We start from the raw sequence: 25,460 nt of genomic DNA, 5'->3' as shown, positions 1-25,460 counted from the left end.
GCTGATATGTCATGAAGATTTTGAACCCAATGACCAAAAAGGGATATAGTATATGAAGATATTGATTATTAGAAATTTTCCAAGTTATATGGATGTAGAAAAAAACACATATAACATACAAGAGGTTGGATTGGCGAAAGCACTGATCCGTAAAGGAAATGTTTGTGATATTGTTTTTTGGACCGATAAGAAAGAAAAGGAAGTTAATATTTCGGTGGATGATATAGGAAAAGTAACTGTTTTTTACAAACATGGGAAAACCGCCTTAAAAAATACTGTGTACACCGGATGTGATAAATTATTTGCACAGTACGACGTACTGCAAACAGCTGAGTACAATCAAATACAATCATGGATTCTTGCAAAAAAATATCCAAAAAAACACATTATTTATCATGGACCGTATTATGCGGCAGTTAATAAACGATATAATTTGATGTGTGCTATTTTTGATTTATTTTTCTTAAAAAGATACTTGAAACTAGGGACCAATTTTATAACAAAAAGTAGACTTGCACAGAAATTTCTTGAAAGTAAAAGTATAAAAACTTCTAGTATAAAGACAATTGGTGTTGGAATAGATACACAAATGCTTTCAAACGGAAAAACCGAATGCAATGAGCCTCTATTTCTGACAATGAAGAATGACAGAAAAATAAAAATTCTGTATATAGGCCGTTTTGAGGAAAGACGGAACATTCCATTCATACTTGAGATTTTTTTCGAAATTTTGAAAAGGAACGCTAATGTAACCCTATATATGATTGGTACCGGTAACAAAGATTATATAGATAACTGTTGGAGTTATGCTGACAAACTTGGTATACGAGAAAATATTGTATATCAGAAAAAAATGGAACAAAAGTATCTATCCGGTGTTTACAATTTGGCAGATTTCTTTTTGCTTCCAACGGCATACGAAATTTTTGGGATGGTGCTTCTGGAAGCCATGTATTACAAGACTGTTGTATTAACGACGAATAATGGAGGATCCAGTACTCTAATTGAAGATGGAAAAAACGGTTATATTCTTGAAAATATGGAAGCAAGCCAATGGGCAAAAATAGTATCCGAGATTGCTGACGAAGAAATGAATAAGGTGAAGAATGCCGCACATGACACGATTGCCAATCAGTATACGTGGGATGAATTGGCAGACTCGTTTATAGAGAGTTATAAGGAGCTGCAGAACAATATTAATAGGAAGGATTAAAGATACAGATGAAGTCAATAGCATTTATTGTACCGTGGGGTGGAAAACTTCCAACATATTTTCAATTATGGTTAGAGACATGTAGACGGAATCCAAGTGTGGATTTTCTTATTTTTACAGATGATGATACAAAATATAATTATCCGAATAATGTAAAAGTACATTATATGAGTTTTAAACAGATGAAGGAACTGTTTCAAAAACATTATGATTTTCCGATTTCCATTAATGCTCCATATAAGTTCTGTGATTTCAAACCTGCGTTTGGTGAAATTTTCTCTGATTATTTGAAGGATTATGACTATTGGGGTCATTGTGATGTTGACTTAATATGGGGGAATATAAGAAAATTTGTCACAGATGATATATTAACAAGTTATAAAAGAATTTTTTCAAGAGGACATTGTAGTATTTACGAAAATTCCCTAGAAGTTAATGCTTTGTACAGAACGCTACCTGCGTGTAATTGCCAAAATTGGAAAAACGTATTTCAAAGTGAAAAATCTTGTTGTTTTGATGAATGGGCTGGACACTGCGGTGGTGGACTGTCGCAAATAATGCTTGAAAATAATGTGGAAATTTTTGACGAAGTATACAGTGCAGATATAAATGTTAATAAGGGAAAATTTGAGATCAATAGAATGGGGAAGAATAAGAATCTATATTTTGTATATAAAAGCGGGAGTCTGGAATTAAAAGGTTCAGATATTGACAGAGAGGTTTTATATGCACATTTTCAAAAAAGAAACGTAAAAATAGACGAAAATGTGAATTATGATATGTTCTATTTTGTGGCGCCAATTTACATAACCAGTGATGGCAGTCAAATAAAATCCCATATTGCAGAAAATAAGCTGTTTGAAATTAGGAGAATATTTAAACGTTTGCAGAATAAACTGCGATAAAATTATAGGGAGGTTTTATAGAAAAGTGATGTTATATTTGCAAAAAGGATTAAGAAAGAGAAATGAGTAAATTAACTATTTCAATGACTAAATCATTGTTCTATATTTTTTGGACCGTCTTGCTTGTTGGAAAAGGTCTGGGTATGACATCTGAAAATCTAGCCATGATAGCAATTACTTGGGTAGCAATTGTCTTTGCTATTTTTAAACTGATTGCGACTAAATGGAAAAAACAAGAACTTCTTGTATCAGTTGTTTTATTAATAATAGGACTTCTTGTTTTCGTAAAAGCAAGAGATGCAGCTGTTCTTTTAACGATAATATCTATTTGTGCAGTAAAGGATATTGATTTAAGGGAACTGTTCAGGTATAGTTTTTGGCTAAAATTTGGACTGTTTTTTGTCAGAACATCATTGGCATTGACAAATGTGATGGATCGACAAGTTCTTGTGAGAAATGATTCTGGGAATATTCACACTGTAAGATACGCATTAGGATATGGACAGCCAAATTCAACACATTATACGCTATTTGTGATATGTGTTCTATTATTTTTGGCTTATAAAAATCTCAAGTCATGGACATTTATATTGCTGGAATTATACAATGTTTTTATATTTTCATACACAAATTCAAGGACAGGATTTTTAATGACAACTTTACTTATTTTGTGTGTATGGATAATAAAAAGTAAAATGATCCACAAGGTTTTCAACGGATTAGGAAAGCCGCTGTGTTATTCTTATGTTGTACTTGCGGGTTTGAGCTTCATAACACCATATTTTATAGATCTTCTAATGAAGCATGTGGGAATGGGAACTTTCTTAATTAGGCTTAAATCAGGAACAGTAATTCTGGCTACAAATACATTGACACTTCTGGGAACCGGAGATATTAAGACGGACTATGGATTTGTTTTTATCGGATTTCAGTATGGATTGATTGTTTTATTGCTTTATATAATCGCTAACACAGCTTTGATGAGGATCTTTTTTAAACGGCGGTATTACATTGAGTTCTTTGTAGTTCTTATATATGCGATATATACAATCGCTGAATCTTATAGTGCTTCGGTTCTTATGAATCCATCTTTAATTCTGCTTTCAATATTGTTATATAAAAATAATAAAAATAAGTACATGAATGGAGATGAAATTAATGACAAGCCTTAAGAAAAATTTGATTTATCAAAGTGCTTATCAGCTGCTAATGGTTATTAGTCCACTGATTACATCTCCGTATATTGCAAGAACCTTAGGCAATGAAATGTACGGTATATACTCTTACTATTATTCAATTGCATACTATTTTGGAATATTTACGATGCTGGGTCTTGCTAATTATGGAAATAGAACTGTAGCAAAAGCAAAGTCTGCTGGTAAGGAGGAACTAGGCAAGCTGTTTTTACAGATGATGTTAATGCAGATAGGGATGCTTATCTTGGTCAGTGTTGTATATTTTTTGAGTATTCCAGTTTGGGGTGGAGAATATAAGTTAAATGCTGTTATTGAATGGTTGTACATTTTGTCTGTTGGACTTGATATCAGCTGGTTCTATTTCGGGATAGAGGAATTCAAAACAACAACCCAAAGGAGTTTTGTAGTAAAGATTAGCATAATTGCCTGTATTTTAATGTTTGTTAAGAGTCCGGCTGATCTCAATAAATATACAATGATTATGGCAGGAGGTATGTTGATTAGCAGTCTGATTTTGTGGATTCAATTACCTAAATACATGAAATTCACGAATATCTGCCTGAACGATATTGTGCGTCATATAAAGCCAAATTTAATTCTGTTTGTCCCAGTTGTATCACTAGCGCTATTTCATTATACAGACAAGGTAATGCTTGGTGTAATGAGTACATGGAAGGAATTAGGATATTATACAAATTCAGATAAAATAGTAAATATACCAATGGGACTTATCAATGGTCTCGGTGTGGTTATGCTTCCACGTATTTCTGCGTTGAGTGCTTCTAATAATTCAAATAAAATCGAAAAATATATAAACATATCAATCGTGTTATCGCTTTGGGCAGGAATCGCATTGTGTTTTGGGATTAAAACAATTGATAGCGACTTTATTCCGTTTTTCTTTGGAAAAGGATATATGAGATGCGCCGAATTGTTGGAATGGTTATCAATTATTATAGTAATTAAAGCAATATCAAATGTACTGAGAATGCAGTATCTTATTCCAATGGAGAAGGATAGAGAATTTAATATTTCTGTTATTGTTGCCACAGTTGTAAATATTATACTTAATTATATTTTGATTCCAATACATGGAGCCATGGGAGCAGTGGTAGGAACGCTAGTGGCTGAAACAATCGTTCTGTTACTTTATGGAATATTTTCAAAGCAAGTTATTAAGTTTCATAAGGTAATTCTGCCAGGTATGTTATTCATAATTGCAGGGGTGATAATGAATGGGGTTGTTGATACTTTAAAAGATAAGGTAGTTGCTGATAATCTGCTTATACGACTTATAATTGAAGTATGCATAGGTGGAATCATATATTGTGTCTTAACATTGGTCGGAATGCTGTTGATAAAGAAATCGAAAAAAGATCTGTAAACAAGACCTTCTAAAGCATTATTCACATGAAAAGTGTATTTTCTTAACTCTTCACTTGTCTTGCAGCCTATTTTCATATATAATAAAATATAGTTTCATAATTATTCATACAATACTTTACAGAGATTAAAGTTCTGAAAGGAGACTTTTATGCAGATAGGAATGAATTTGACAGCAAAATTAGAACGAAACAACGAGGGCAGTACAGGCAGCGAAAGTAAAAAACTTGTGGAATTATATGATATTAGTTTAAATATACCGACTTCCATGAGTCAAAGCCAGCCTTTTGAATTTGAAGTTGTTCAGGAAATTCAGGAAAAAGAGGACAGTTCACCGGCAGCATCTGCCAAAACACTTTCCAAAGAAAGTATTATGAAGATCGCATTCTGTGATGCTAAGAATGTTTATGCACAGGTAAAACCGCCGAAGAGCCTTCTGGAATTGGCAAAAATTGATGATTATATTGAGAGCTTCGATGCCACGGTTACAGAGGGTATCTATGACAATGAACACAACAAATTTATTACCGCCGAAGAATCAGACAAACAAAATACTGCTCAAACAGAGACGAAAGGGGAATAATACATGGTTTTTGATGTATCCGCAACATTAAAAACCGGAACCTTAGTACATAGTTCGAAAGCCTGGCCTTTATCGCTGAGCTTTCATGGCAATGCAAATTTTCAATTGTTTTGTGTGCAGTTAAAAGAAGATATGGAACAATCGTCTGAGGAATTTTTTAAAGATGTAACGAATAATGTTTATTCAGATATATTAAAAAATGTTTCTTTCGAAAATATTGGTTTGATTTTCATGAATTGTCCTCTCACAGAAGTTTCGACAAACACTTTGTCTGTTCTGCCTTTATCGCATCTTATAGCGAGCATGAACGGTTTAATTCATGAGAAAGATTTTGGGAAATCATCTAGTTTTTTTATTTGGTTTGAAGCTGAATTAAAAAATCTCCATTTTTTGAATGATTTGATTCGGATTGGTTATGATGGAAACACAACTTTTTTATGTATAACGTGGCTTTCCAAACAAACGCTGGATACCAAATATTTTTATGCCTGTCTTCCGGATCTTCAGTTGTTTCATACACTGGATTTTACCAATCTTCACTTAAAAGTACTGCTGCAGTCGGGAAATAATGTTTATTCTATTTCCGGTCAGATTGTACTTACCATTTATAATGCAGTGTTTACCTTCGGTGGAGATTTAAGATTCTGCGAAAGCGGATATTCTGCTGTTCTGGAGTGTAGCCAGCAGACAAAGGATTTAAAGTTACCGGATCCTATTGGCAATTACCTGCAGTTTCAGCAGCTTCGTCTATGCATTCAGCACATTTATGAAACGGAGTCAGCAGATGCTGAAACGGAGTATTATCTTAACACTTCTGTCCGCATTGCACACCTTGTCACCAGCGGAAGTCTGCATTTTCAACATCAAAAGATTCAGTCAGCCGGTATTTCCCTAAATACCGGTTTTTCTCTATCCCATATTTGGAATTGTTTTTTCCCTTCCTGTGTTTGGGATGAAGAAGTTTTTGATTTAACGTTTCAGCCGGGGAGTTTTTTAAAATACGAAAATGTTATAGGGAAAGACGGCGCGGATGTTCCCACGTATCAGATAGAATTAAAAACAAGTATAACTTTAATAGAAAAATTTGATTTAACAGGGAAACTTGACATTACGGAAGATGAAATTCAGGCGTCTTTAAATTTTATGAAACCGATAGATTTTGGATTTTTGGTGTTGCGTACACAAGATTCATTATCAGATCCGTTGGTAAAAGGTCCGGAATGCTCTTTCACCTTTTCCAAATCGGGAAAACCAAATCGAAAAGAAATGAAGCTTTCTGCCTGTATTATATTTTTAGAACAAAAGATTATGAATGGTGTCATTGATTATATTGCAGAAAAGAATCAATGGAGTTTTAATCTTATAATTCCGGTTTCCGGAGATTTGAAAGCTATATTTGGAGATACTCTTGGGATATCTTATTCTTCTGCCAAAGGATTTTCGTTGACAGCCCCAGGTGCAGAAGATTCCCAAAGTAATATGTTCAATTTTGCAGAGCGTTTGGAGCGGTATCTGCAAATGAAAAAAGGCAGCTGCAAAAAACTTGATTTTCAAAAACAAAAGAATAAATTGAAAGTACGTTATAAGACACAAATTGCCATTGCATCCGATGAGGATCCGTCCGGTAAGATTTGTCGATTAGAAATCGGCGGAAAAATATTGGTTCAAAAGGAGACAGAAACAACGGTGCTGCAGCATGATATATCTCCTGGGATCATCATTGAATTAAAAAAGGGAGTGACTGCACAGGATATTTTTTCACAATTTCAAAAAAATATATATGCGATTTTAGATTCCATGGTACAGTTGATGTTTGATGCGGCAAATGTAGATGTGTTGAAGCAAGTTCTAAAAGTTCTTGTGGAAGATGAACTGCGAGATTATGCACAGGGACTCTTGTGCAGAAAATTGATCAAGAAGGAAACCTTTGAAAAATTGTCACCGAAGGAACCTGGAGGGCAGTCTTCTTCCGGAGGTAATGCGGAATATTGCGAGGATGTGCTGGCAGGAGGAGGCGCTGCGTTTGGAGCAGGGGAGCTTTTTGCAGACTTCGGATCTGTTTTTGCGGGATTTGTATTGATTATGCTCTTTCCCGGAGGAAGCTCCGGCGGAGGTTCTTCACAGAAGGACCCTCTTCCTTATCCTACGTTTTATGGAAACATACAAAACGGACAATTACTGCTGCAAATCGAAGATCTGATCTTTGCCGAAAAGTATGAGATCAATCTGTTCTGGAAAGCTTCCGGAAAACGATATGACAAAAAATATGAATATCGAAAAGGTGGTTCCATGCCTAAGATCTCTTTACTAGAAACTCCTGTTCTGGGGGAATTGTATTTATCCGTTCGGGCAATCCATAAAAATCCGAAACTTTCCAGTGACTGGTGTCCGGCTCATTATTTGACAGAGGCTACAGCATCTGATTTAATTCAATGGGCATGGAATGCTGATTTATGTCTTAGAGATTGTTTTGTGATGTTGAAGCAGCACACAGTGGATTTATCCGATCAGGTACTGAAACAGATCACCTGTATTTACGGACAGCCGGATACCAAAGAAACCATTGCAAAGCGTCATTATATTGCGAAAGATGATATCCTTCTATGCTATCAACATCTGGAGCAGGCATATCCAAATTTATCAACAACGGAACTGATAGAATGTCTTTGGAACGCCGGTTACCATAAAGAACAAATCTGTCAAATGCTTGTTATCTGCCGTCCGAATATTCAGGAAGCAGAACGAAATGCAATATTTATGAGCTTATTTTACAAAGAGAAAGGAAATCAAATGACACTAAAAGAAAAAGTATCTTTTTTAACAACCATGTGGAAATCACGGGGAATTTCAGATAATGAATGGATTGCTGCAATGGCGGAAATCTATGCCGGATATGATCCGATTGAGTTTGCAAAAGTATTAAAAGAGGAGATGAATTTCAGTGCCCGTGATATTGCGAAGGCACTAAAAGGTATTGCAGTACAATATAAAGCAATTACAGTTGGGGGTATCCTGTTGAATACTTCTATTTATCCAAACACTTCCAGAGAAGATATGCTTTCTATTTTGAAAGAGGTTTTTCCTGACGAAAATCTGTTAAAAGCGATTCAAATTTTATATCCAACCATAATAGAAGTTTCTGCGGCAACTCCTTGGAATGATACAGGTATTTTTATTGAGACGGATGAATCAGTTCAGGTAGAATATCAGTCCGGGAATTGGATGATAAATCCGCAATGGGGGATCTGTGGTCCGGAAGGCAATCCCAAGTTCATTGCCAAAAGATTTTATTTACTACCGGGAGCTCCGGAAGGCTGTCTGGTGGGAAAAGTAGGAGAAAATTCTGATACTATTATAAAAATCGGACGCGCAGCCATGATACCACAATCGGAGGGCTATTTGTATCTGGGTGCCAATGATGATGAGAAGGCCCTATACGGTGCGGGATATCGGGATAATCACGGAGCAATTCAGGTTGTTGTGAAAAAAAGCCTTCGGTGATGGTATATTGATAAGCATTAATTAATATTATTATAAAATTCCTTTCATCATGTTAATTTTAATTATTTTTTATGCCCTGAAATAAATTTATAATAGTTTTTCTAAATTTAATAATTATTAACAGTATTAGTAATATAATTAAATATCTAAGAATTGTAAAAGAATATAGTACATTACAAAATAAACAAATAAATACAGTGATACATGACATGAAGCATAAAAATTTCAGATTGTATATTCTTCGATTGGCTACGAGATTCATAAAAATACATTGCATACAAACTAATATTACATATGAAAATAATGTAGTATAAGCAGCTGCAATATAACCGAATTTAGGAATACATAAATAATTTAATACTATATTAGCACCGGCTGCAACAAGTGTTGATATCATAATAAATAATGTTTTTTTATAATAGGTTAAGACATCTCCAAATAAATTATATAAACATGTCAAAAAAATTCCAGCAGCTACTGGCGGCATTATTGCAATTGCCTTATAGTATTCAGGAGTTGTTAATAAGTTAATAATTTCTGGTGAAATCAATGTAACAGCAATACAGGCAACTCCATAAAAAGACATTAATGGATTTACAGTTTTGGAAATATCTTTATCTATATCTGAATTACTATCTTTAAGTTTATTAAATAAATAAGGAATAAATGAGCTATTAATAGCATTCCAAATAATAAGGGACAACGTGCTTAAATTATATAGTGTTGAATATACTCCCGTTGCATTATTACCGCAAAATTTACTAATCATAGTTCGGTCAGAAACATCTAAAATACTTTTACTAAATCCATGTATTATCAACGGTAAGCTTAATTTTAATGAAAAAGTCCAAAAAGTTTTATTATAAAAAGTTTTTCCTCTTTTTATGATTTGAAAAAATAAAATAATATCAAATGCAAAAAAAGCCATATATGTAGAGCAGACTCGAAGAATTCCTAAGTCATTTGTATGATTGTAATTACCCATAATAACTACTACAAATGACATCAAGGTAGCAAAAACAGTTGAGATAATTGTGAAGAAAAACACATTTTTATATTGGTATTCATAGCGCTGTCGAGCTAACCAAATTTCTTTTGCTGGTTCTAATACAAATGCGGCAATCATAATAAAAATTAAAATTGGATCAAGATTTAATATATTACTCCAATAATCGGGCTTTAGCATGAATATTATAAAAAAAATGAAAGCAACAATAGAGGTTAAGGTTAAAATAGATGATTGATACTCATCTCTTTTAACCTTGTATTCTACTAGTGCAATATTTATTCCGCCAGAAGTAAGTGCCAATGAAGCAATAATGGATATTAGGGTATACCAGGATGTAAACGTATAAAAAATTCCAATTTCGGAACTGGACATAATCCGTGTAAATACAGGAATTGTAATAACATTAAACCCCTTTATCAATATACTTGCAAATGTATATACAATCGCAGCTTTTGCGCCAATTGGCATTTTTTTTATTAAATTCAAAAAATATGTTACTTTATTTTTCATTAGCAATTAAATATCCTTTAAATAATTTATTTTTAAGTCTTTACAAATAAATGCTGACCACGTAGGTAAATCAAAATATTTTAAATATTGATCTGTAGATACATCATATGGAGAATTTAAGAATGTATCTAATTTCTCATAGTTGTCTTCTTCTATAATAAAAATATTGTGTTTATTATAAATTTTAAAATTTTTAATATCTGTATTTGTAGTAATCAGTTTTTTATGTAAGAATAAAGATTCCAAAACTCGAATTGTAAAACCAATTTGTCCTTCCTGCGGAACATCAAGAATTGCTTTACTTTTGGCAATTAAGTTTAAGTAGGAATGATACGAAATTTTCAAGCTGGTAATATTAAAATCAGTTGTATTGCTTTTTTCAGCAGTTGGCGAATATATATGATAGTATTGTTTATAATTCAATTTTTGTATATTCTTAAAAATGGTTTTCAGCAATTTTAATCGTCCTTTTTCTGTCCCTAAGAAAACAACATCATATACACTAGCTGTCTTTTTTAGTACTACATCTTTGGAATAAGGCTGAGGGCAATATTCCAGTCCATATTTCTCACAATCCTCTTTATCAAATGAATATACATGATTAAAACAAGATTTTATATAGTCTATATCAATATTTGGATTGCCTTTTTTTAGTCGTTCCATAAAATCTTTCATAATATTCCAAATATATAAATTGACATTAGAATGATTCTTCTTTAAAAATCGTAAATTATAACTATCGCATGCACAATCAAAAACAATAACTCCATTGTATTTTTCTTCTAAGGAGAAGTTATATAGATAATTTGTAAAATCCATACCCATTTTTCTTTTTACTCTAAAAATAAAATAGCTTAATTTATTCATTCTTTTATATGGATGTACAATATCCATATGTTCATTTTTAACATATGGATAAAAATAAGAGTCAAGCATTGACGTAACAATTAAATATTTTCCGTACATTATGGTATCTACACCTTTCATTTTTTAAAGCACTTGTCCACCATCCGAAATAATAACTTCACCAACTATATTTTGTCCCAAATCACTTGCTAAAAATAAAATTAAATTAGCCATTTCATCAGGTAGTGCTAACCGCATATTGGGAGTTATCATATGTGTTAAAGAATCCCCTTCTTGATAATGAGCCATGTTAGTTGCCGTTCCCCCCGGTGCAATTCCGTTTACAACAATCCCATAAGGAGCCAGTAAACGTGCTAATCCCTTTGTAAATCCTACACATCCCCATTTTGATACGGAATAAGGCGATGCTTCACCTATAAATCCCTTGATACTTGCAACATTTACAATATGTCCCTTTATTTTATTATCTATCATATATTTTGAAATGAATTGCGACCAAAAGAATACTGCTTTTAGATTAGTGTTTATAACAGAATCAAATTCATCAAAAGAATATTGAAAAAATCTTTCATCATTTCCATTCTTAGCCCCGGCACAATTTATCAAAATAGAAATTGGACGGTGATTAATTTTATTACAAATTGAATAAAAATTTTTCTCTAAATTTTGTAAATCGGATATATCACACACATGTGGTATAAATTTATTGCCCCAATCGTTTGATAATTGGCTCAATACAGCTTCATTTCTTCCAATTCCAATTACCGTAGCTCCCGAATTTATAAATTTTTTAGCAGTAGCTTTTCCAATTCCGCTGGTTACACCTGTGATAATTGCTATTTTATTTTCCAGAAGATTATTAGATGTAACCTCAACGTTATTTAATTGTACTTCAACGTCTTTAAAACATTCTAACACTTTCCTAATTACACTTTTTATAGAACTAACTTTACTCATTTTTTTGCCTTTCTTTTAATCTTTAAAATATGGATAAACATTCTAAATATATATTCTGTTAACAATGGAACTGTTATTCCTGCAAAAGTATATAAAATCCACCAGCCGGAATCGGTTCTGTATGTAGGAAAAGACGCTAAGTGATAAGAGTCCAAATGAAATATCTGAATTTGAATTAGAGTAACTAATTTAAAAGCCAAAAACTGTAAAAATAAAATTGGTAACGTATGTTGTCCTATATATACTATTTTTTGATTCCATGTAAAATTATTGAGTAATTCTGCAATACTCCATATAAGAAACCATCCGCTGATCGATACTATAATTAATAAAAGCGGATTATTGTATTTATTAACTGCAATTGCCACATGTTCATAATGTCCCACCCAAAATAAAATGAAGATGTTTCCAATAATACACAGGATACTTTTATATAATGATCCATATAAAAAATTGGAAATCTTCTTATAATATATTCGAAATAGACAGCCAACACTAAACATAAAAAAACATGTGCATACTGAGGATAATCCAAATTTTAATGTAATGTTCTTAACGTTTAAAAAGTAACCAAAAACCAACATTAAACAAGATACAAGAGAAATTATCAGTAATTTATTTTTAAAATGCTGATTTTTAAAAATAAATAACAAAATTGCCCACAAGATGGTGATAACAAAAAGTACTTTAACAAACCATGCTGCACCGCCCAATTGCTCGCTGGAAGAAAACAGCCATGTTTTAACCAAATTTTTCAGTTCTTCTATAACAGTATATTTTTGTAAGACTCCATATGTATTTCCTAGCACCCCATTTGAAAAGTTCGGATTATTTGTATAGATAAATAATGTGAAAAAAAGATTATGAAAAATAACAAAGACTGTCATATACAAAACATATGGTATATATAATGACTTCATTCTTTTTTTCACCAGGTTGAAAAGTGAGGATAAGTCTTTGGAATAAGAAACATTATAGCAATATCCCGCTGCTATAAAAAATAATGCCATATGGAATAAATTAATATACTTTGAAATAGGACAGCCGGCATGTGCGAGAACAACTAAAAATATTCCGATTCCTTTTACAATATCTATTCTGTAATCTCGTTTCATTAATTGTAAATCTTCCTTTTTAGTAATTGTTTTATAAAATTTTTTATAGTTCTTTTCATGTTTTCCTTTTTATTGCATGAACTATATTTAAAAATCAGTTTATCAAAAGGGATTGTTCCCAATTCTGAAAAAAATGCATCACGTTTCGGATTATCTTTCATTGATTGATTCAATGTAAAATTTCCTTTGGCAATTATATCAATTTGAGTTTCAAAATAAAAAACCTTTGATTTTATAGCCTTAAAAAGTTCATGTCCCTTTTCTGTATTGATTATAACGGCAGATACACCCCTCTCATCAGAATATTGTGGATATATATTCTCTACTCCCCAAAAATCTCCCAGTGTAATGTCACTGTAATGTTGATTTTGCTTAAAATCACATTGATAACAACTTGTTCTTAAATCTAATCCTGATTCTATATAAGCAATCATATAAGGATCAACGTTAGATCTTCTTAAATATGTTTTATTATTTCTAAATAAGATTTTTGTACTTAAGCTGTGCCATCCAAAGGTTTTATTTTTAAACCATATTTTAGTTATCTGAGAGTGATTTTCTTTTTCTAAAAAATTGATATATTCTTTATACACTTTTGGAGACGGAACTCCGCAGCAAATAAAATCTATAGTTAACAGGTTTTTATAATCCTTTCCTAAAAAACTTTTTAAAGCGGCAACCTGACATGGAGTACCCGAAAAAACAACCTTTGAGTTTTCATCCAATAATTTTTTTACTTTTTTATATATTCCTTCAGTATCACTTTGTACATACTTTGATTGTTGTAATTGATTTAAAAATTCTCTTTTTTCAACAATTTTGTGCTTTACAGATAAATTTGTACCATATGCTGCACCGACAAAAAATCCTTGTTTATCTACCCATTTTAAAGCAAGTTCAGTAAATATGCCGCCAGATGTACTATTTATTCTTCTTTTTTCGTTTAACGTCCACGCACCGTAAGCAGCAATACCAAATTCCCTGTCTTTTTTTAACTCACGATTTATAGGACATTTTATTTTACAAAGATTACATTGTATACATTTGCTAAGTTCAATTGATGGATACCAAAATCCCTCTCGATTTTCTACAAATTTGATAGCATTATGATTACAAACCTGGGAACACATTTTACATCCGGTACATTTTTCTTTGGGAATAATATAATCATTCATTATCAGCTCTCCTGTATTGGTTGATTTCTCTACAAAAAAGGGATGGATTTTCAATATATTTTGCAAAATTTTTCAATTCTTTTGGCTCAAGATCATACCATCTGGATTTTTCTAATTCATTTTGAATCTGAATATCAAAGCGTTTTTTAACAATTTTAGCTGGGATACCTGCAACAATAGCATAAGAAGGTACATCAGATGTTACAACAGCTCCGGCTGCTACTACAGATCCATTACCTATTTTTTTACATTTGCTGCAGATAATTGCATTTTGTCCAATCCATACATCATTTCCAATCTCCAAATCATTAAATTCTATCGTATCTTCCTTTACATAACCTAAAGCACTATTAAAAAAAAATGGGTGGGTAGAAGCGTATGAAAGAGGATGTTCCCGTCTGGGTACAATACTAACATTTTTTGCAAACGAACAATATCTTCCTATTTTTATTTTAGGTGCAAAATTTATATCAAAGCACCCATAAGATCCTATTCCAATATCAATTCCATAAACAGATTTAAATAAATTTCTTAATGGAACTGAATAAAATTCTCCTTTGGTAAATTTTTTCATAATAGATATATAAATTTTTTTTATAATTGTCGGTGATTTTTTATAAAACCAATAGCTCTGCATTCTATATTCTCCTCATAGTCGACTTAATTATATTAGTATTTTCTTTAATCCATTAATAAACTGAGTATTCTTTTGCTCTATAATTTTTTGTGAATTTATACGTTTTTTTTCTAGAACAGAAATATCTTGAATCCATTCTGAAATCAAACTTATTGTTTCGCTTGTATTTTTCTCTTTTGCGTCAATTACGTATGGATAATCTAAATTTTTATATAGACCTGCAAATTTCCGGCTATATGCAATTGAAATAGTAGGGACCTTTGAAGTGAACGCCGCTACTGTGGCGTGCATTCTGGAGCCAATAAATAAATCCATTTGAGATATCGAAGTCTTTGCATCTATTGGATTGCTATAAGAATCTACTATAATGCATTGTGGATATTTTTCTTTCAACAAACGGCAAACTTTCAAATCATTTTCTATTGAATCATAATCAGGAGTAATTACATGAGGAAAAAGAAAAATTTCATATTCCTTTTGCAGTAGTTCAATTAGTTTAAAACAAAACTCAGGATAATGTGTTTTTAGTTGGAATTGATTATTCATGGTATAACCTCCATGATACAATAAACCGGATGGATTAAATCCAACTCTCTTTTTCTTATGCTCCAATTTCTGACATTTATATGGAAGCAAGGTTGCAACATCAGTAACACAAATACTTGAAATATTTGACATTTCTTTTAAATATACGGAGGATAAGCGATCTCGCGTATAAATTGACATACTTCTCTTTAAAATATACTTTGCCCAAAATTGTGCGAATTTGGAGTTAAAAGGACCAATGGTTTGAGGTCCGATCACAAATGGATTTTTACTTAAAACTGCTATCATTTTTAGATTTGTTGTTAGTATAAAACGTTTTATTCCATAAATATCTGTAAAACTATCTCCTTCAGTGAAATCTATAATTAAATTGCTTTTTTTACAAAGATTATAAAGTTTTCTAAAAAAATTAAAGTTTTTGAATTCTTTTAGATGTAACTCAATAATCAAATTAGAATAATTATAATTTTCATGTTCAGGAATTGCATAAGTAATGATATTTACTTTAAATATTTCATTTTGTTCTTTGGCAATCTCATTTAATATATATAGAAATGAAATTGCTAAAGCACTACAACCAAAATTATTTGCATAAAGTTCTAAACCTAAGGTTGTAATAATTTTTTGATTCTTTTTTGTCATAGTCTTACCCTTTTCTAAAACATAATAATTTATCTTTTATAAAACACCCAATATGCAATTCAAGCTTTGAATAAAATATAGCTATTTTTAAGAGCAGTCGTTTACATTTTCCAATATGATTGTAATGAGTTTGATAATAATATTTTGAATCTAATCCGATACAATTTCGATATATAATATTAGTTGTTTTAGTAATTGTTGTTCCGTGATTATGTATATAATTTTCATCGGTTATTATAGCTGATTTTAACCCTTTTTCTTGAAGTTTTCTTCCTAGTATACTTTCTTCATAGTAAAGAAAAGTATTTTCATCAAAACTATTAATTTCCAGGAAAGCTTTTTTTGTAATAGCAAATAATGATCCCCAAACAACTTCAACTAATTGCAACGATTTTGTATAATCGATTTTTTTCTTTCGTTGATACATTAAATAGTAACGATATAAATAAAAGCAACTAAATAAGTCTTCATAAAAAGAAGGAAAATCCCCATATGGCATTTTTACATCAACATCTTCAACGGTGTGCATAACGCCTGACAGTAAACCAATATCCTTATTTTTTTCAAATTGAATTTTTATTTGTTCAATCAAACTTTCTTTGAAAATTACATCCGGATTACATATGACAAAATAAAAAATCTCCGGATAATATTTCAATAAATAGTGAATTCCATAATTATTTCCATAGGCATAACCGCCATTATAAGGTGTTCGTATAACCGAACACTTACGAATACATTTTTTCTTAAGGATATTGTATGATTGATCTTTAGAGCAATTATCGACAATTACAATTTTATCTATTGCCTGAAAATCCACAATAAGTTTATATAGTTTTAATACTGATTCAGAATCATTAAAATTTAAGATTACAACGCCTGTTTTCTTTTTCATTTTTTCAATCCTTTTTCCCAATTTTAACTGCATGTTTAAATTTTACATAATAAATTGGTATAGACAGTAAAAACAGTAATACACTTCCTATTTTACTTGGTGTATTTTCCAAAATATTTTTTTTAGCTCCAAGGCAGAAACAATTCCATTGCAATAATATTTTCACTTTTTTTTTCATAATTTCCCAAACAGAAAGTTTCATTACATGAAAATATTTTGTGTTTAAAAGTAAAGTAGTTGATTGAGGATTTTTTATCCAATTTGTAAACCAATTGTTTGTCAATCCATCATTTAAATACTCCATAATGTAAATGGCTCGCGGCATAATAAGTAAATTTCCTTCGTAATCTAATTGACTATATAAAATTTCCTCACTTAAGAAATTTTCTTTGTCAAATTTAGGGAATGGATACTTTTTTAGAATGTCTGTTTTGAATATAAGAGCTGTTTCTCCCTTTTTATTATATGAATAATATAGTTGATTGTAAGTGACGGCTACCGTATCAGGAAATTTATCACCGGAAATTTTTCCATCTGGAAATTTTCTATAAGCAACTATACCAACCACATTCTTTCGATGTAATATTGAGTTATATTTTAGAATTTCTTCTATGGCATCAACGGTTAAGATATCGTCAGAATCTACACAGAAAAATAACGGTGCATTACTATACTTTACCCCAAGATTAAAAGCAATATGTTTTCCGGAATTTTTTTGATAAATATAAATAATGTTAAATATAGATTTGTCAAATTTTTCTACTATTTCCTTCGTGTTATCATTGGAACCATCATCAACAATAATCCATTCAAAAGTTTGGACACTTTGTTTTTTTAAAGAATTATATAATTGTTTTAGGTATTTCCCACGATTATAAGTTGGTGTAAATATTGTTAATTCAACCATAAAAACTTCCTTTTTTAGATTTTATAAAAATAAGTTTACTTACGAATACCAAAGAAAAATTTAAAAATATATTAGCAGTAAATTCTTCCGTTACTGCATATACTAAAAACCCCAGTAATATTACTAACTCTGGTAGCATTTTTTCTATATAAAATTTTCTTATCATAAAAAAATTAGCAAGTACAAATAAAAGAAAAAGAACTATACCATATCTGAACAAAATCATTGCGTATCCACAATCTAATATAATCACTTCTGAACCCCAATTTGTTCCGAATAAATTTATTTTTATATTTTCAAAACAATAATTAATCCACATGATTCTGCCTTGCAATAAATCACTTACTTTTTGTATCATCGCTGAATCGGAATACAAATACCCCATATCCAGACATACAAATGGTAAAATAATCGGGAAAACAATAATCGGAACTTTCAATATTTTGTAAATAATTTTATTTTTTAAAGTAAAAGATATAGTTAACGTAAAAACGATAACAAGAAATCCGGTTCGACTTTTAGTAAATTGATATAAAAATAAATTTGCCATCATCCAAAAAAAATAATTTCTTATTTTAAATTTTGCAAAATTACAGTACATGCTTAAACAAATAATAATAAATAGCGTAGCATGAACTAAATTTGGATGTCCGATTCCGAAGCCGTATTTTGTAACATTTTCTCCAATTCTCACATCTTCGAATACCGTATTTTCTCTGATGCCTAAGAAAGAAAGTAATATTAAGCCAAAAAAAAGAATACTTTTTATATAATAAGTTTTTTTTAATAAATCTTTTAATTGAATATCTTTTAATCCAATGATTGCTAAAATAGTTAAAAAAGCCCCCTCTCTTTTGCAAATAAAAAAAGAGACCATCCCGATTAGTCCTAGGAAAGCACAATTAACCAGTTCTTTTATTTCCCATTTGGTACAAAATAGCTTTAGTATTAAAAACGCAAGACCTATTATTGTACATAATCGCATAACAAAATTTGAAGAACTTAAATTAAAACTTTTCCCGATGGTAACTACGAACCAAAAAAAATAAAAACAAATTTGTGCTATAGTATATTGTGTTTTCATTATGTTCTCCTATCTTTAGCAATAAATAAAGAACGCAAATAATTATATCTTTTTGTTCCAAATATTCTTTTTGTAGTCTTAATAATCCAATGTTTTAATTTTACACGTCCTGAAACCCAACTTCCGTCACACCAATGAATAGTATAACTGTTATTTGTGATATTAGCTTCTTGATCTCCCATTGCATACGGACAAAAGTACTCTATTGGAAATATTTCTATAGAATTGTGATTTAGTGTTTGCTGACTACCATCTAATAATAACCCTTGTTCTTGCAAAATATTAGTAAGGTATTGCACATTCGTGGTTAAGTCTAACTTTCCAAGTTGTTTGAATTTTCTATTATGATACTGATTCATCCAGGCTTTCAATAACGGATGCTCTTTTTTAAACATCATAATTGCTGTAGCTACCCTGTTGTTACTCTCAAATCCCAATACAGCCTTATACTTAAGAAATATATCTAAATTTTTTAATACTTCGACATCTGTATCGAAATATATTCCTCCATATTTATGTAATGCCCAAAGCCTTGCATAATCTGACACAAAGGCATATTTTTGTTCTTGGTAAGCATCATACACATAAGAACAGCAATTAATATCAAAGTTTTTTTCTGACCACTCCATAAACTGATAATCTGGCAAATACTTTTTCCAACTTCGTATGCAGTTTAATAAAAAATCATTTTTCGTTTGTTTCCCAAACCAACAGAAATGAATAATTTTAGGAATTTGATACATTATTTTATTTGTAGCCTTTCATATAAATTAATAGTTTTATTTGTGACTGTTTCCCAAGAATAATGTTTAGAAACATATTCACGCATGCTTATTTTTTTTGATTTAACTTCATCCGAGGAATGCAATAATCTATCTAATTGTAACGTTAGGTCTGAGACATTTCCTTTTTGAAAACTAACTAATTTTTTTGGAAATATTTCAATATTTTCAGGAATATTACTAACTAAACAGCAATTTCCATAACTCATTGCTTCTAATAAACTTATTGGCATTCCCTCTACATCACTGGGCAAAACATAAATATAAGCATTGCTATATAATTCTTCTAGTTCTCGTCCCTGTACAAATCCGGTCATAATGACTCTTGAATCTTGTTGAGCCAGATTTACAATTCTTTTATAGTAAGCTTCTGTATTACTGCTTCCACCGGCAATCACAAGCTTTTTTGTAGTGTTTAATTTTTTATATGCACTTAATAAATAATGAACTCCTTTTTCAGGAACAATTCTGGCTAAAAATAAAATATAATCATTCTTACAAATTTGATATTTTTTCGTAATGATGTTCGCAGATTTAATATTGGGCTTACTTACTCCATTTGGAATATAATGAGTCTTTCTTTTATATTTCTCCTCGAAATAATTTTGCATATTCTTAGAAAGAACAATTATCTCATCTGCATATTTAACAGCCATCTTTTCTCCAAAAAGTAAAAACCTGCTTGCAAAATTTCCCCATTTTGAACGTTGCCAATCCAAACCATGTATAGTTGCTACTGTATGAATTTTAAATAATGCCGGAATCCAAAGCATAGAACAAGGACCTTCGGCATGATAATGAATAACATCATAACAGCAAAAAACTGCATGCAATGTCGCCAAAATTGAATATATGAATGCATTTAATTTGCTATTTGAAAAAGTGGGAATTGTATGAATTTTTATATTTTTGTACACTTTCTTTCTTTGAGAACTCGTCTCATATTCACTTCCCGAAACATGAGTTCCTTTACGATTATATACATGAACTTCATGTCCTTGCTTTACCATTTGAATCGCTAATTGCTCCACAACAATTTCGATACCACCTTCACGAGAAGGAATACGTTTGTGTCCAATCACTGCAATTTTCATCCTTCAACCTCAAATAATATATTTTACTTAAAAACCTCAAAGGAGCTTAGTTGATATGCTGTATACGATATGATAAGATTGCAATATAACCGAAAATAGCGACGTGAGAACATAGAGAGGTTTGTCAATCCAGATGACTGAGCATTTTAAACAGCATTGATTTTGAAATTTGAAGGAGGAGTGGATTTTATGGCGCTAAAGAACAAACTGGGAATTATCGATTCAACGGAATTGGCAAGAATGGAAGAGAAGATAAGCAAGAAAAGAGCAATGGAACTCTTTGAAAGTGATTATTTGAAAGGGTGCAAAGTCGGTACTTTTCAGATGCTTGCTGCAATCCATAAGTATTTATTTGAACAAATCTATGATTTTGCCGGAAAGATAAGAGATGTCAATATTGCGAAAGGTAATTTCAGGTTTGCATCGGTGATGTATCTGCAGGCAGCCATTGAAAATGTTGAAAAGATGCCGCAGTCAACCTTTGATGAAATTATTGAAAAATATGTAGAAATGAATATTGTACATCCATTTCGGGAGGGAAATGGTCGCAGTACAAGAATTTGGCTTGATTTTATATTAAAAGAAGAACTGAATGTCGTAATTGATTGGAGTCTGGTTGAGAAAGATGACTATTTATTGGCAATGGAGAGGAGCCCGATCAAAGATATTGAAATCAAACATATTTTAAAGCAAGCATTAACCAACGAGATTGAGGATCGGGAGATTTATATGAAAGGCATTGACTATAGCTATTATTATGAGGGGTATTCGGTTTATAAAACAGAAGAATTATAAACCGGGTGTGTTATGGAAGAAGAACAGGGCAGAGTCATTTTGATTCTGCCCTTTCATAGTGATTCAGAATGTAAAAATTTATCCTCTTTAAGCAAGAAGACTCTGACCTCTAAGAAGACGTCACTCAAATAAGAAATTTCTTGCATTGAATTTGGTTAAGACTTCTTGTTTGCGCTTTAAGGAAATTTCTGTATAGATTTGAGTGGTAGAGATGTTTTTATGTCCTAATATTTCCTGAACATCTCTAAGAGATGCTCCATTGTTTAGTAAGTGAGTTGCAAAGGTGTGTCGCAGATAATGAGGAGTTGCATTGGGATTAATGCCCGACAGACAGCGATATTTTTGAAAGATATCTTCGATGGCGTGGACAGATAAAGGATTTCCGAAACGATTTACAAAAAGAGAAGCAGAAGTGGGCTGCAGTTGCTTGCGGTGAGTGGAAATCCAGAGAGATAACTTATCAATTACATCAGAGCTGGAAATATATAAGAGACGTTCGCGATTTCCCTTGGAATGGATGAGGATGGAAGCTTCATCTGGCTGATAGTCTTGTAAAGTTAAATTTGAGATTTCACTGATGCGCAATCCCAGGCAAAAAAGAAGTTCAATAATGGTACCGTCTCGAAAAATCAGAGCCTTATGATAGGAGGAATCTGCTTTGAGATACTGATTCTCTGTGGAATGGATTAAAAGTTTTACTTCAGAAAGGCTTAATGTCTTCGGAAGGGCATGAGGAATCCGAAATTTTCGGCTGTTGAAGCGAAAAAATTTTTCACTGGCATAATGCTCTTCATTTAAAAAGGAAAGAAATTGTTTAATGGAGGCGTACTTTCGCAGGATGCTTTTGGCAGAAAGCCGGCGCTTGGTCTGCAGGTAGTCAAAATATTCAATGATACTTAATTGATTGATGGAAGACCGCGTATTTGCTTCATGCCAGGTGATAAACTGATATAGATCATAGGAATAAGAAGTTAAAGTAAGCGGAGAAAGATTACGCTCAATTTTCATAAGTGATAAGAATTGCTGAATTTGTCGATGCTGTTCTTCATAGGAAAAAATCATAAAAAACCTCCTTTGTCAAAATAATTCTAAAAATCAAAGTTTTCCGATAAAGAGTATTATAACAAATCATGTAAAATTCAGAAAATATAGTAGGATGCTTATTATAAAATTAGTGGGGAATGTATAGTTCACAAGACGGTGGTTCCGTGTTAAAATCGTAGTATGCAAACGCAGTGAAAACAGGATAAAAGAAATTTGACCCTATAATTAAAAGAGGAGAGGAAACGTTGAATACTTTTTTACCATCAGATATTTTAATTCCACAAACAGATGCCATGAATCAGTGGGCAGTTATTGCCTGTGATCAGTATTCTTCCCAGCCGGAGTATTGGAAAGAGGTGGAAAGCATTGTAAAGGATGCGCCGTCCGCCTTGCATTTAATTTTGCCGGAATACGAGCTGGGAAGGAAGGATGAGGTATCACGAATTAAAAATATACAAAATACAATGAATCGCTACTTTCAAAATGAACTGTTTAAAAATTATAAAGATGCATTTATTTATATTGAAAGAACCTTGCAAAACGGGAAAATCCGGCGCGGTGTGGTCGGTGCCATTGATTTGGAAGAATATAGCTATACACCGGAGGATAAGGCAAAAGTTCGGGCGACAGAAAAAACCGTGATTGAGCGTATTCCTCCCCGCATGAATATTCGCTATTATGCGTCAATGGAGCTGCCTCATGTTATTTTGCTGTGTGATGATCCTCAGAAAGAATTATTAAATTCTTTAACAGAACGCAAGAGCCAGCTTCCGAAATTGTATGAGTTTGATCTGATGCAAAATGGAGGACATATTGTCGGATGGCTGGTACAGGGAGAGGATGCGGCTGCATTTTCATCAAAAATTACAGAATATGAACAGGAGCTTTCAAAACGTTATAAGAATTTAAACGGTCAGCCGATGGCGTATGCAGTGGGAGATGGAAATCATTCTCTTGCAGCAGCGAAAGCCTGCTATGAAAAATTGAAGCGAAATCATGAAGGTGAGGATTTATCGGGCCATCCGGCAAGATATGCTTTGGTGGAGCTTGAAAATCTGCATGATGCATCGCAGAATTTTGAGCCGATTCACCGAATTGTAAAGGGGGCAGACTGGGAACAATTATTGAACGGTTTCAAGGAACGGTGCTGCGAAGAAGGTGGGTATCCAATTCAGTGGTACGCAGGAGAAAGCAGAGGAACAATAGGGCTTGATCTTCATAAAAATCAGCTGGCGGTAGATAAATTACAGACCTTTTTGGATGGTTACTTAAAAGAACATTCAGGAGAGGTAGATTATATTCACGGCGAAGATGTTGTAAAAAAATTAGCGGCTGAGCAGAATTCCATTGGTTTTTTGCTGCCATCAATAGAAAAAGATCAGCTGTTTCCGAGCGTTATGACAGACGGGACACTTCCGAGAAAAACATTTTCTATGGGGCATGCATGTGAAAAACGATATTATATCGAAGGGAGAAGGATTCGACGGTCTTAAAATTGTACTGGATAAATAATAAAACTTTGATATATATTTAAAATGTGGTATGATAAAAAACAATGAAAATATGTAGGAACGATGTTTTATAACGGAGGAAAATTATGTCTATTTTGGTAGCGGGCGGCGCCGGATATATCGGCAGTCATACATGTGTGGAGCTGTTAAATGAAGGTTATGAAGTACTAGTGGTAGATAATCTGTATAATTCCAGTGCAGAGGCATTGAAAAGGGTAGAAAAAATCACAGGGAAATCTGTGAAGTTTTATGAAGCAGATATTTTGGACCGTGAGGCTTTAAATCATATTTTTGAAACCGAGGAAATAGATTCTGTGATAAATTTTGCCGGTTTAAAAGCAGTTGGGGAGTCTGTGCAAAAGCCATTGGAATATTATCACAATAATATTACGGGAACCTTAGTTCTCTGTGATGTGATGAGAAATCACGGAGTGAAAAACATTATTTTCAGTTCTTCTGCAACTGTTTATGGGGATCCGGCGTTTATCCCGATTACGGAGGAATGCCCGAAGGGACAGATTACCAATCCGTATGGACAGACGAAGGGAATGCTGGAGCAGATTTTGACAGATTTCCATGTGGCAGATCCGGAGTGGAATGTGGTATTACTGCGTTATTTTAATCCGATTGGGGCTCATGAGAGCGGACTGATCGGAGAAGATCCGAAAGGAATTCCAAATAATCTGGTTCCGTATATTGCACAGGTAGCAGTTGGAAAGCTTGAAAAGCTTGGTGTATTTGGAGATGATTATGATACGCCGGATGGAACGGGAGTTCGTGATTATATTCATGTTGTGGATCTTGCCAAAGGTCATGTAAAAGCATTAAAGAAATTTAAAGAAAAACCGGAAGTAAGTATTTATAATCTTGGAACCGGAATCGGGTACAGCGTTCTGGATGTACTTCATGCATATGAGGAGGCATGTGGGAAAGAATTGTCGTATGAGATTAAGCCAAGAAGAGCGGGGGATATTGCCACTTGTTATTGTGATGCAACAAAGGCAAAAGAAGAACTTGGATGGGTTGCAGAAAAAGGGATCAAAGAGATGTGTGCTGATTCATGGAAATGGCAGTCAATGAATCCGGATGGGTATCGAGTATAAAAGTAG

Annotated in this window: 22 protein-coding genes; 9 read left to right on the top strand and 13 right to left on the bottom strand. The window is 32.3% G+C overall.

Translation table 11 applies throughout. The features are described 5' to 3' along the window. The first annotated feature begins 52 nt into the window (after positions 1–52). From AC27EF_RS10360 to AC27EF_RS10335, 6 genes are all read left to right on the top strand, one after another. The gene (locus AC27EF_RS10360; protein ID WP_487110682.1) at positions 53–1,213 is read left to right on the top strand and encodes a glycosyltransferase family 4 protein; all 1,161 of its coding nucleotides are present in this window, start codon (positions 53–55) and stop codon (positions 1,211–1,213) included. Positions 1,214–1,221: 8 nt separating this feature from the next. Further along, a complete protein-coding gene (locus tag AC27EF_RS10355; protein ID WP_487110681.1) occupies positions 1,222–2,118 on the top strand; it encodes a DUF6625 family protein in 897 nt (298 codons plus the stop codon). 62 nt (positions 2,119–2,180) lie between these two features. Beyond that, complete coding sequence (locus AC27EF_RS10350; protein WP_487110680.1) at positions 2,181–3,290, top strand: hypothetical protein; 1,110 nt, start codon at positions 2,181–2,183, stop codon at positions 3,288–3,290. Continuing rightward, positions 3,277–4,698, top strand: coding sequence for an oligosaccharide flippase family protein (locus AC27EF_RS10345; protein ID WP_487110679.1), 1,422 nt, complete (start codon positions 3,277–3,279; stop codon positions 4,696–4,698). Before AC27EF_RS10350 ends, AC27EF_RS10345 begins: the two co-directional genes overlap by 14 nt. A 150-nt stretch (positions 4,699–4,848) precedes the next feature. Next, positions 4,849–5,280, top strand: a complete 432-nt coding sequence (locus tag AC27EF_RS10340; RefSeq protein ID WP_487110678.1) for a hypothetical protein — start codon at positions 4,849–4,851, stop codon at positions 5,278–5,280. 3 nt (positions 5,281–5,283) lie between these two features. Beyond that, the gene (locus AC27EF_RS10335) at positions 5,284–8,781 is read left to right on the top strand and encodes a hypothetical protein (RefSeq protein ID WP_487110677.1); all 3,498 of its coding nucleotides are present in this window, start codon (positions 5,284–5,286) and stop codon (positions 8,779–8,781) included. A gap of 58 nt (positions 8,782–8,839) precedes the next feature. On the opposite strand, the gene AC27EF_RS10330 is transcribed toward AC27EF_RS10335, so the two are convergent. From AC27EF_RS10330 to AC27EF_RS10275, 12 genes are read right to left on the bottom strand one after another with little or no spacing between them, the layout of a single operon-like run. Beyond that, entirely contained in the window at positions 8,840–10,300 is a 1,461-nt protein-coding gene (locus tag AC27EF_RS10330; protein ID WP_487110676.1) for an oligosaccharide flippase family protein, read from the bottom strand. Between the two features lie 6 nt (positions 10,301–10,306). After that, positions 10,307–11,287: a WaaS/CpsH family glycosyltransferase gene (locus AC27EF_RS10325; protein WP_487110675.1), complete on the bottom strand. Its 981-nt coding sequence runs from the start codon at positions 11,285–11,287 to the stop codon at positions 10,307–10,309. A 3-nt stretch (positions 11,288–11,290) separates the two neighbouring features. Then, entirely contained in the window at positions 11,291–12,124 is an 834-nt protein-coding gene (locus AC27EF_RS10320; RefSeq protein ID WP_487110674.1) for an SDR family NAD(P)-dependent oxidoreductase, read from the bottom strand. Continuing rightward, positions 12,121–13,239 (bottom strand): acyltransferase family protein, encoded by a 1,119-nt coding sequence (locus AC27EF_RS10315; protein WP_487110673.1) that lies wholly within the window; start codon positions 13,237–13,239, stop codon positions 12,121–12,123. The genes AC27EF_RS10320 and AC27EF_RS10315 overlap by 4 nt, the downstream gene beginning before the upstream one ends. After that, complete coding sequence (locus AC27EF_RS10310; protein WP_487110672.1) at positions 13,239–14,414, bottom strand: Coenzyme F420 hydrogenase/dehydrogenase, beta subunit C-terminal domain; 1,176 nt, start codon at positions 14,412–14,414, stop codon at positions 13,239–13,241. The genes AC27EF_RS10315 and AC27EF_RS10310 overlap by 1 nt, the downstream gene beginning before the upstream one ends. Beyond that, positions 14,407–15,051: a CatB-related O-acetyltransferase gene (locus tag AC27EF_RS10305; protein ID WP_487110671.1), complete on the bottom strand. Its 645-nt coding sequence runs from the start codon at positions 15,049–15,051 to the stop codon at positions 14,407–14,409. Before AC27EF_RS10305 ends, AC27EF_RS10310 begins: the two co-directional genes overlap by 8 nt. 27 nt (positions 15,052–15,078) lie before the next feature. Beyond that, on the bottom strand, positions 15,079–16,239 hold the full coding sequence (locus AC27EF_RS10300; RefSeq protein ID WP_487110670.1) for a polysaccharide pyruvyl transferase family protein: 1,161 nt from the start codon (positions 16,237–16,239) through the stop codon (positions 15,079–15,081). Between the two features lie 4 nt (positions 16,240–16,243). Continuing rightward, complete coding sequence (locus AC27EF_RS10295; protein WP_487110669.1) at positions 16,244–17,134, bottom strand: glycosyltransferase; 891 nt, start codon at positions 17,132–17,134, stop codon at positions 16,244–16,246. 4 nt (positions 17,135–17,138) lie between these two features. Next, on the bottom strand, positions 17,139–18,041 hold the full coding sequence (locus tag AC27EF_RS10290) for a glycosyltransferase family 2 protein (protein WP_487110668.1): 903 nt from the start codon (positions 18,039–18,041) through the stop codon (positions 17,139–17,141). Further along, entirely contained in the window at positions 18,034–19,125 is a 1,092-nt protein-coding gene (locus AC27EF_RS10285) for a hypothetical protein (RefSeq protein ID WP_487110667.1), read from the bottom strand. Before AC27EF_RS10285 ends, AC27EF_RS10290 begins: the two co-directional genes overlap by 8 nt. Beyond that, the gene (locus AC27EF_RS10280) at positions 19,125–19,868 is read right to left on the bottom strand and encodes a glycosyltransferase family 32 protein (RefSeq protein WP_487110666.1); all 744 of its coding nucleotides are present in this window, start codon (positions 19,866–19,868) and stop codon (positions 19,125–19,127) included. The genes AC27EF_RS10285 and AC27EF_RS10280 overlap by 1 nt, the downstream gene beginning before the upstream one ends. Continuing rightward, on the bottom strand, positions 19,868–21,001 hold the full coding sequence (locus AC27EF_RS10275; RefSeq protein WP_487110665.1) for a glycosyltransferase family 4 protein: 1,134 nt from the start codon (positions 20,999–21,001) through the stop codon (positions 19,868–19,870). Before AC27EF_RS10275 ends, AC27EF_RS10280 begins: the two co-directional genes overlap by 1 nt. 189 nt (positions 21,002–21,190) lie before the next feature. Here AC27EF_RS10275 and fic point away from each other — a divergent pair, with 189 nt between their 5' ends. Beyond that, positions 21,191–21,796 (top strand): protein adenylyltransferase Fic, encoded by a 606-nt coding sequence (fic, locus tag AC27EF_RS10270; protein ID WP_487110664.1) that lies wholly within the window; start codon positions 21,191–21,193, stop codon positions 21,794–21,796. A gap of 120 nt (positions 21,797–21,916) precedes the next feature. On the opposite strand, the gene AC27EF_RS10265 is transcribed toward fic, so the two are convergent. Further along, positions 21,917–22,858 carry a tyrosine-type recombinase/integrase gene (locus tag AC27EF_RS10265; RefSeq protein ID WP_487110663.1) on the bottom strand — a complete coding sequence of 314 codons (942 nt, stop codon included), beginning with the start codon at positions 22,856–22,858 and terminating at the stop codon, positions 21,917–21,919. A 227-nt stretch (positions 22,859–23,085) separates the two neighbouring features. Here AC27EF_RS10265 and AC27EF_RS10260 point away from each other — a divergent pair, with 227 nt between their 5' ends. Both AC27EF_RS10260 and galE read left to right on the top strand, forming a co-directional pair. After that, positions 23,086–24,333, top strand: coding sequence for a DUF1015 domain-containing protein (locus tag AC27EF_RS10260; RefSeq protein ID WP_487110662.1), 1,248 nt, complete (start codon positions 23,086–23,088; stop codon positions 24,331–24,333). Positions 24,334–24,437: 104 nt separating this feature from the next. Further along, positions 24,438–25,454, top strand: coding sequence for a UDP-glucose 4-epimerase GalE (gene galE / locus AC27EF_RS10255; RefSeq protein ID WP_487110661.1), 1,017 nt, complete (start codon positions 24,438–24,440; stop codon positions 25,452–25,454). Positions 25,455–25,460 lie beyond the last annotated feature (6 nt).

The organism is Anaerostipes stercorihominis (genome assembly GCF_057535655.1).
The sequence above is the reverse complement of the archived record's forward strand: the minus strand, read 5'-3'. Positions and strand labels throughout refer to the sequence as shown.

What these genes read in the sequence shown, in the direction of transcription:
- AC27EF_RS10290 (WP_487110668.1), bottom strand. Translation starts at nt 18,041, where the DNA reads ATGGTTGAATTAACAATATTTACACCAACTTATAATCGTGGGAAATAC.
- AC27EF_RS10350 (WP_487110680.1), top strand. Translation starts at nt 2,181, where the DNA reads ATGAGTAAATTAACTATTTCAATGACTAAATCATTGTTCTATATTTTT.
- AC27EF_RS10340 (WP_487110678.1), top strand. Translation starts at nt 4,849, where the DNA reads ATGCAGATAGGAATGAATTTGACAGCAAAATTAGAACGAAACAACGAG.
- AC27EF_RS10300 (WP_487110670.1), bottom strand. Translation starts at nt 16,239, where the DNA reads ATGACAAAAAAGAATCAAAAAATTATTACAACCTTAGGTTTAGAACTT.
- AC27EF_RS10285 (WP_487110667.1), bottom strand. Translation starts at nt 19,125, where the DNA reads ATGAAAACACAATATACTATAGCACAAATTTGTTTTTATTTTTTTTGG.
- galE (WP_487110661.1), top strand. Translation starts at nt 24,438, where the DNA reads ATGTCTATTTTGGTAGCGGGCGGCGCCGGATATATCGGCAGTCATACA.
- AC27EF_RS10265 (WP_487110663.1), bottom strand. Translation starts at nt 22,858, where the DNA reads ATGATTTTTTCCTATGAAGAACAGCATCGACAAATTCAGCAATTCTTA.
- AC27EF_RS10315 (WP_487110673.1), bottom strand. Translation starts at nt 13,239, where the DNA reads ATGAAACGAGATTACAGAATAGATATTGTAAAAGGAATCGGAATATTT.
- fic (WP_487110664.1), top strand. Translation starts at nt 21,191, where the DNA reads ATGGCGCTAAAGAACAAACTGGGAATTATCGATTCAACGGAATTGGCA.
- AC27EF_RS10320 (WP_487110674.1), bottom strand. Translation starts at nt 12,124, where the DNA reads ATGAGTAAAGTTAGTTCTATAAAAAGTGTAATTAGGAAAGTGTTAGAA.
- AC27EF_RS10345 (WP_487110679.1), top strand. Translation starts at nt 3,277, where the DNA reads ATGACAAGCCTTAAGAAAAATTTGATTTATCAAAGTGCTTATCAGCTG.
- AC27EF_RS10360 (WP_487110682.1), top strand. Translation starts at nt 53, where the DNA reads ATGAAGATATTGATTATTAGAAATTTTCCAAGTTATATGGATGTAGAA.
- AC27EF_RS10295 (WP_487110669.1), bottom strand. Translation starts at nt 17,134, where the DNA reads ATGAAAAAGAAAACAGGCGTTGTAATCTTAAATTTTAATGATTCTGAA.
- AC27EF_RS10310 (WP_487110672.1), bottom strand. Translation starts at nt 14,414, where the DNA reads ATGAATGATTATATTATTCCCAAAGAAAAATGTACCGGATGTAAAATG.
- AC27EF_RS10330 (WP_487110676.1), bottom strand. Translation starts at nt 10,300, where the DNA reads ATGAAAAATAAAGTAACATATTTTTTGAATTTAATAAAAAAAATGCCA.
- AC27EF_RS10305 (WP_487110671.1), bottom strand. Translation starts at nt 15,051, where the DNA reads ATGCAGAGCTATTGGTTTTATAAAAAATCACCGACAATTATAAAAAAA.
- AC27EF_RS10355 (WP_487110681.1), top strand. Translation starts at nt 1,222, where the DNA reads ATGAAGTCAATAGCATTTATTGTACCGTGGGGTGGAAAACTTCCAACA.
- AC27EF_RS10280 (WP_487110666.1), bottom strand. Translation starts at nt 19,868, where the DNA reads ATGTATCAAATTCCTAAAATTATTCATTTCTGTTGGTTTGGGAAACAA.
- AC27EF_RS10275 (WP_487110665.1), bottom strand. Translation starts at nt 21,001, where the DNA reads ATGAAAATTGCAGTGATTGGACACAAACGTATTCCTTCTCGTGAAGGT.
- AC27EF_RS10325 (WP_487110675.1), bottom strand. Translation starts at nt 11,287, where the DNA reads ATGAAAGGTGTAGATACCATAATGTACGGAAAATATTTAATTGTTACG.
- AC27EF_RS10335 (WP_487110677.1), top strand. Translation starts at nt 5,284, where the DNA reads ATGGTTTTTGATGTATCCGCAACATTAAAAACCGGAACCTTAGTACAT.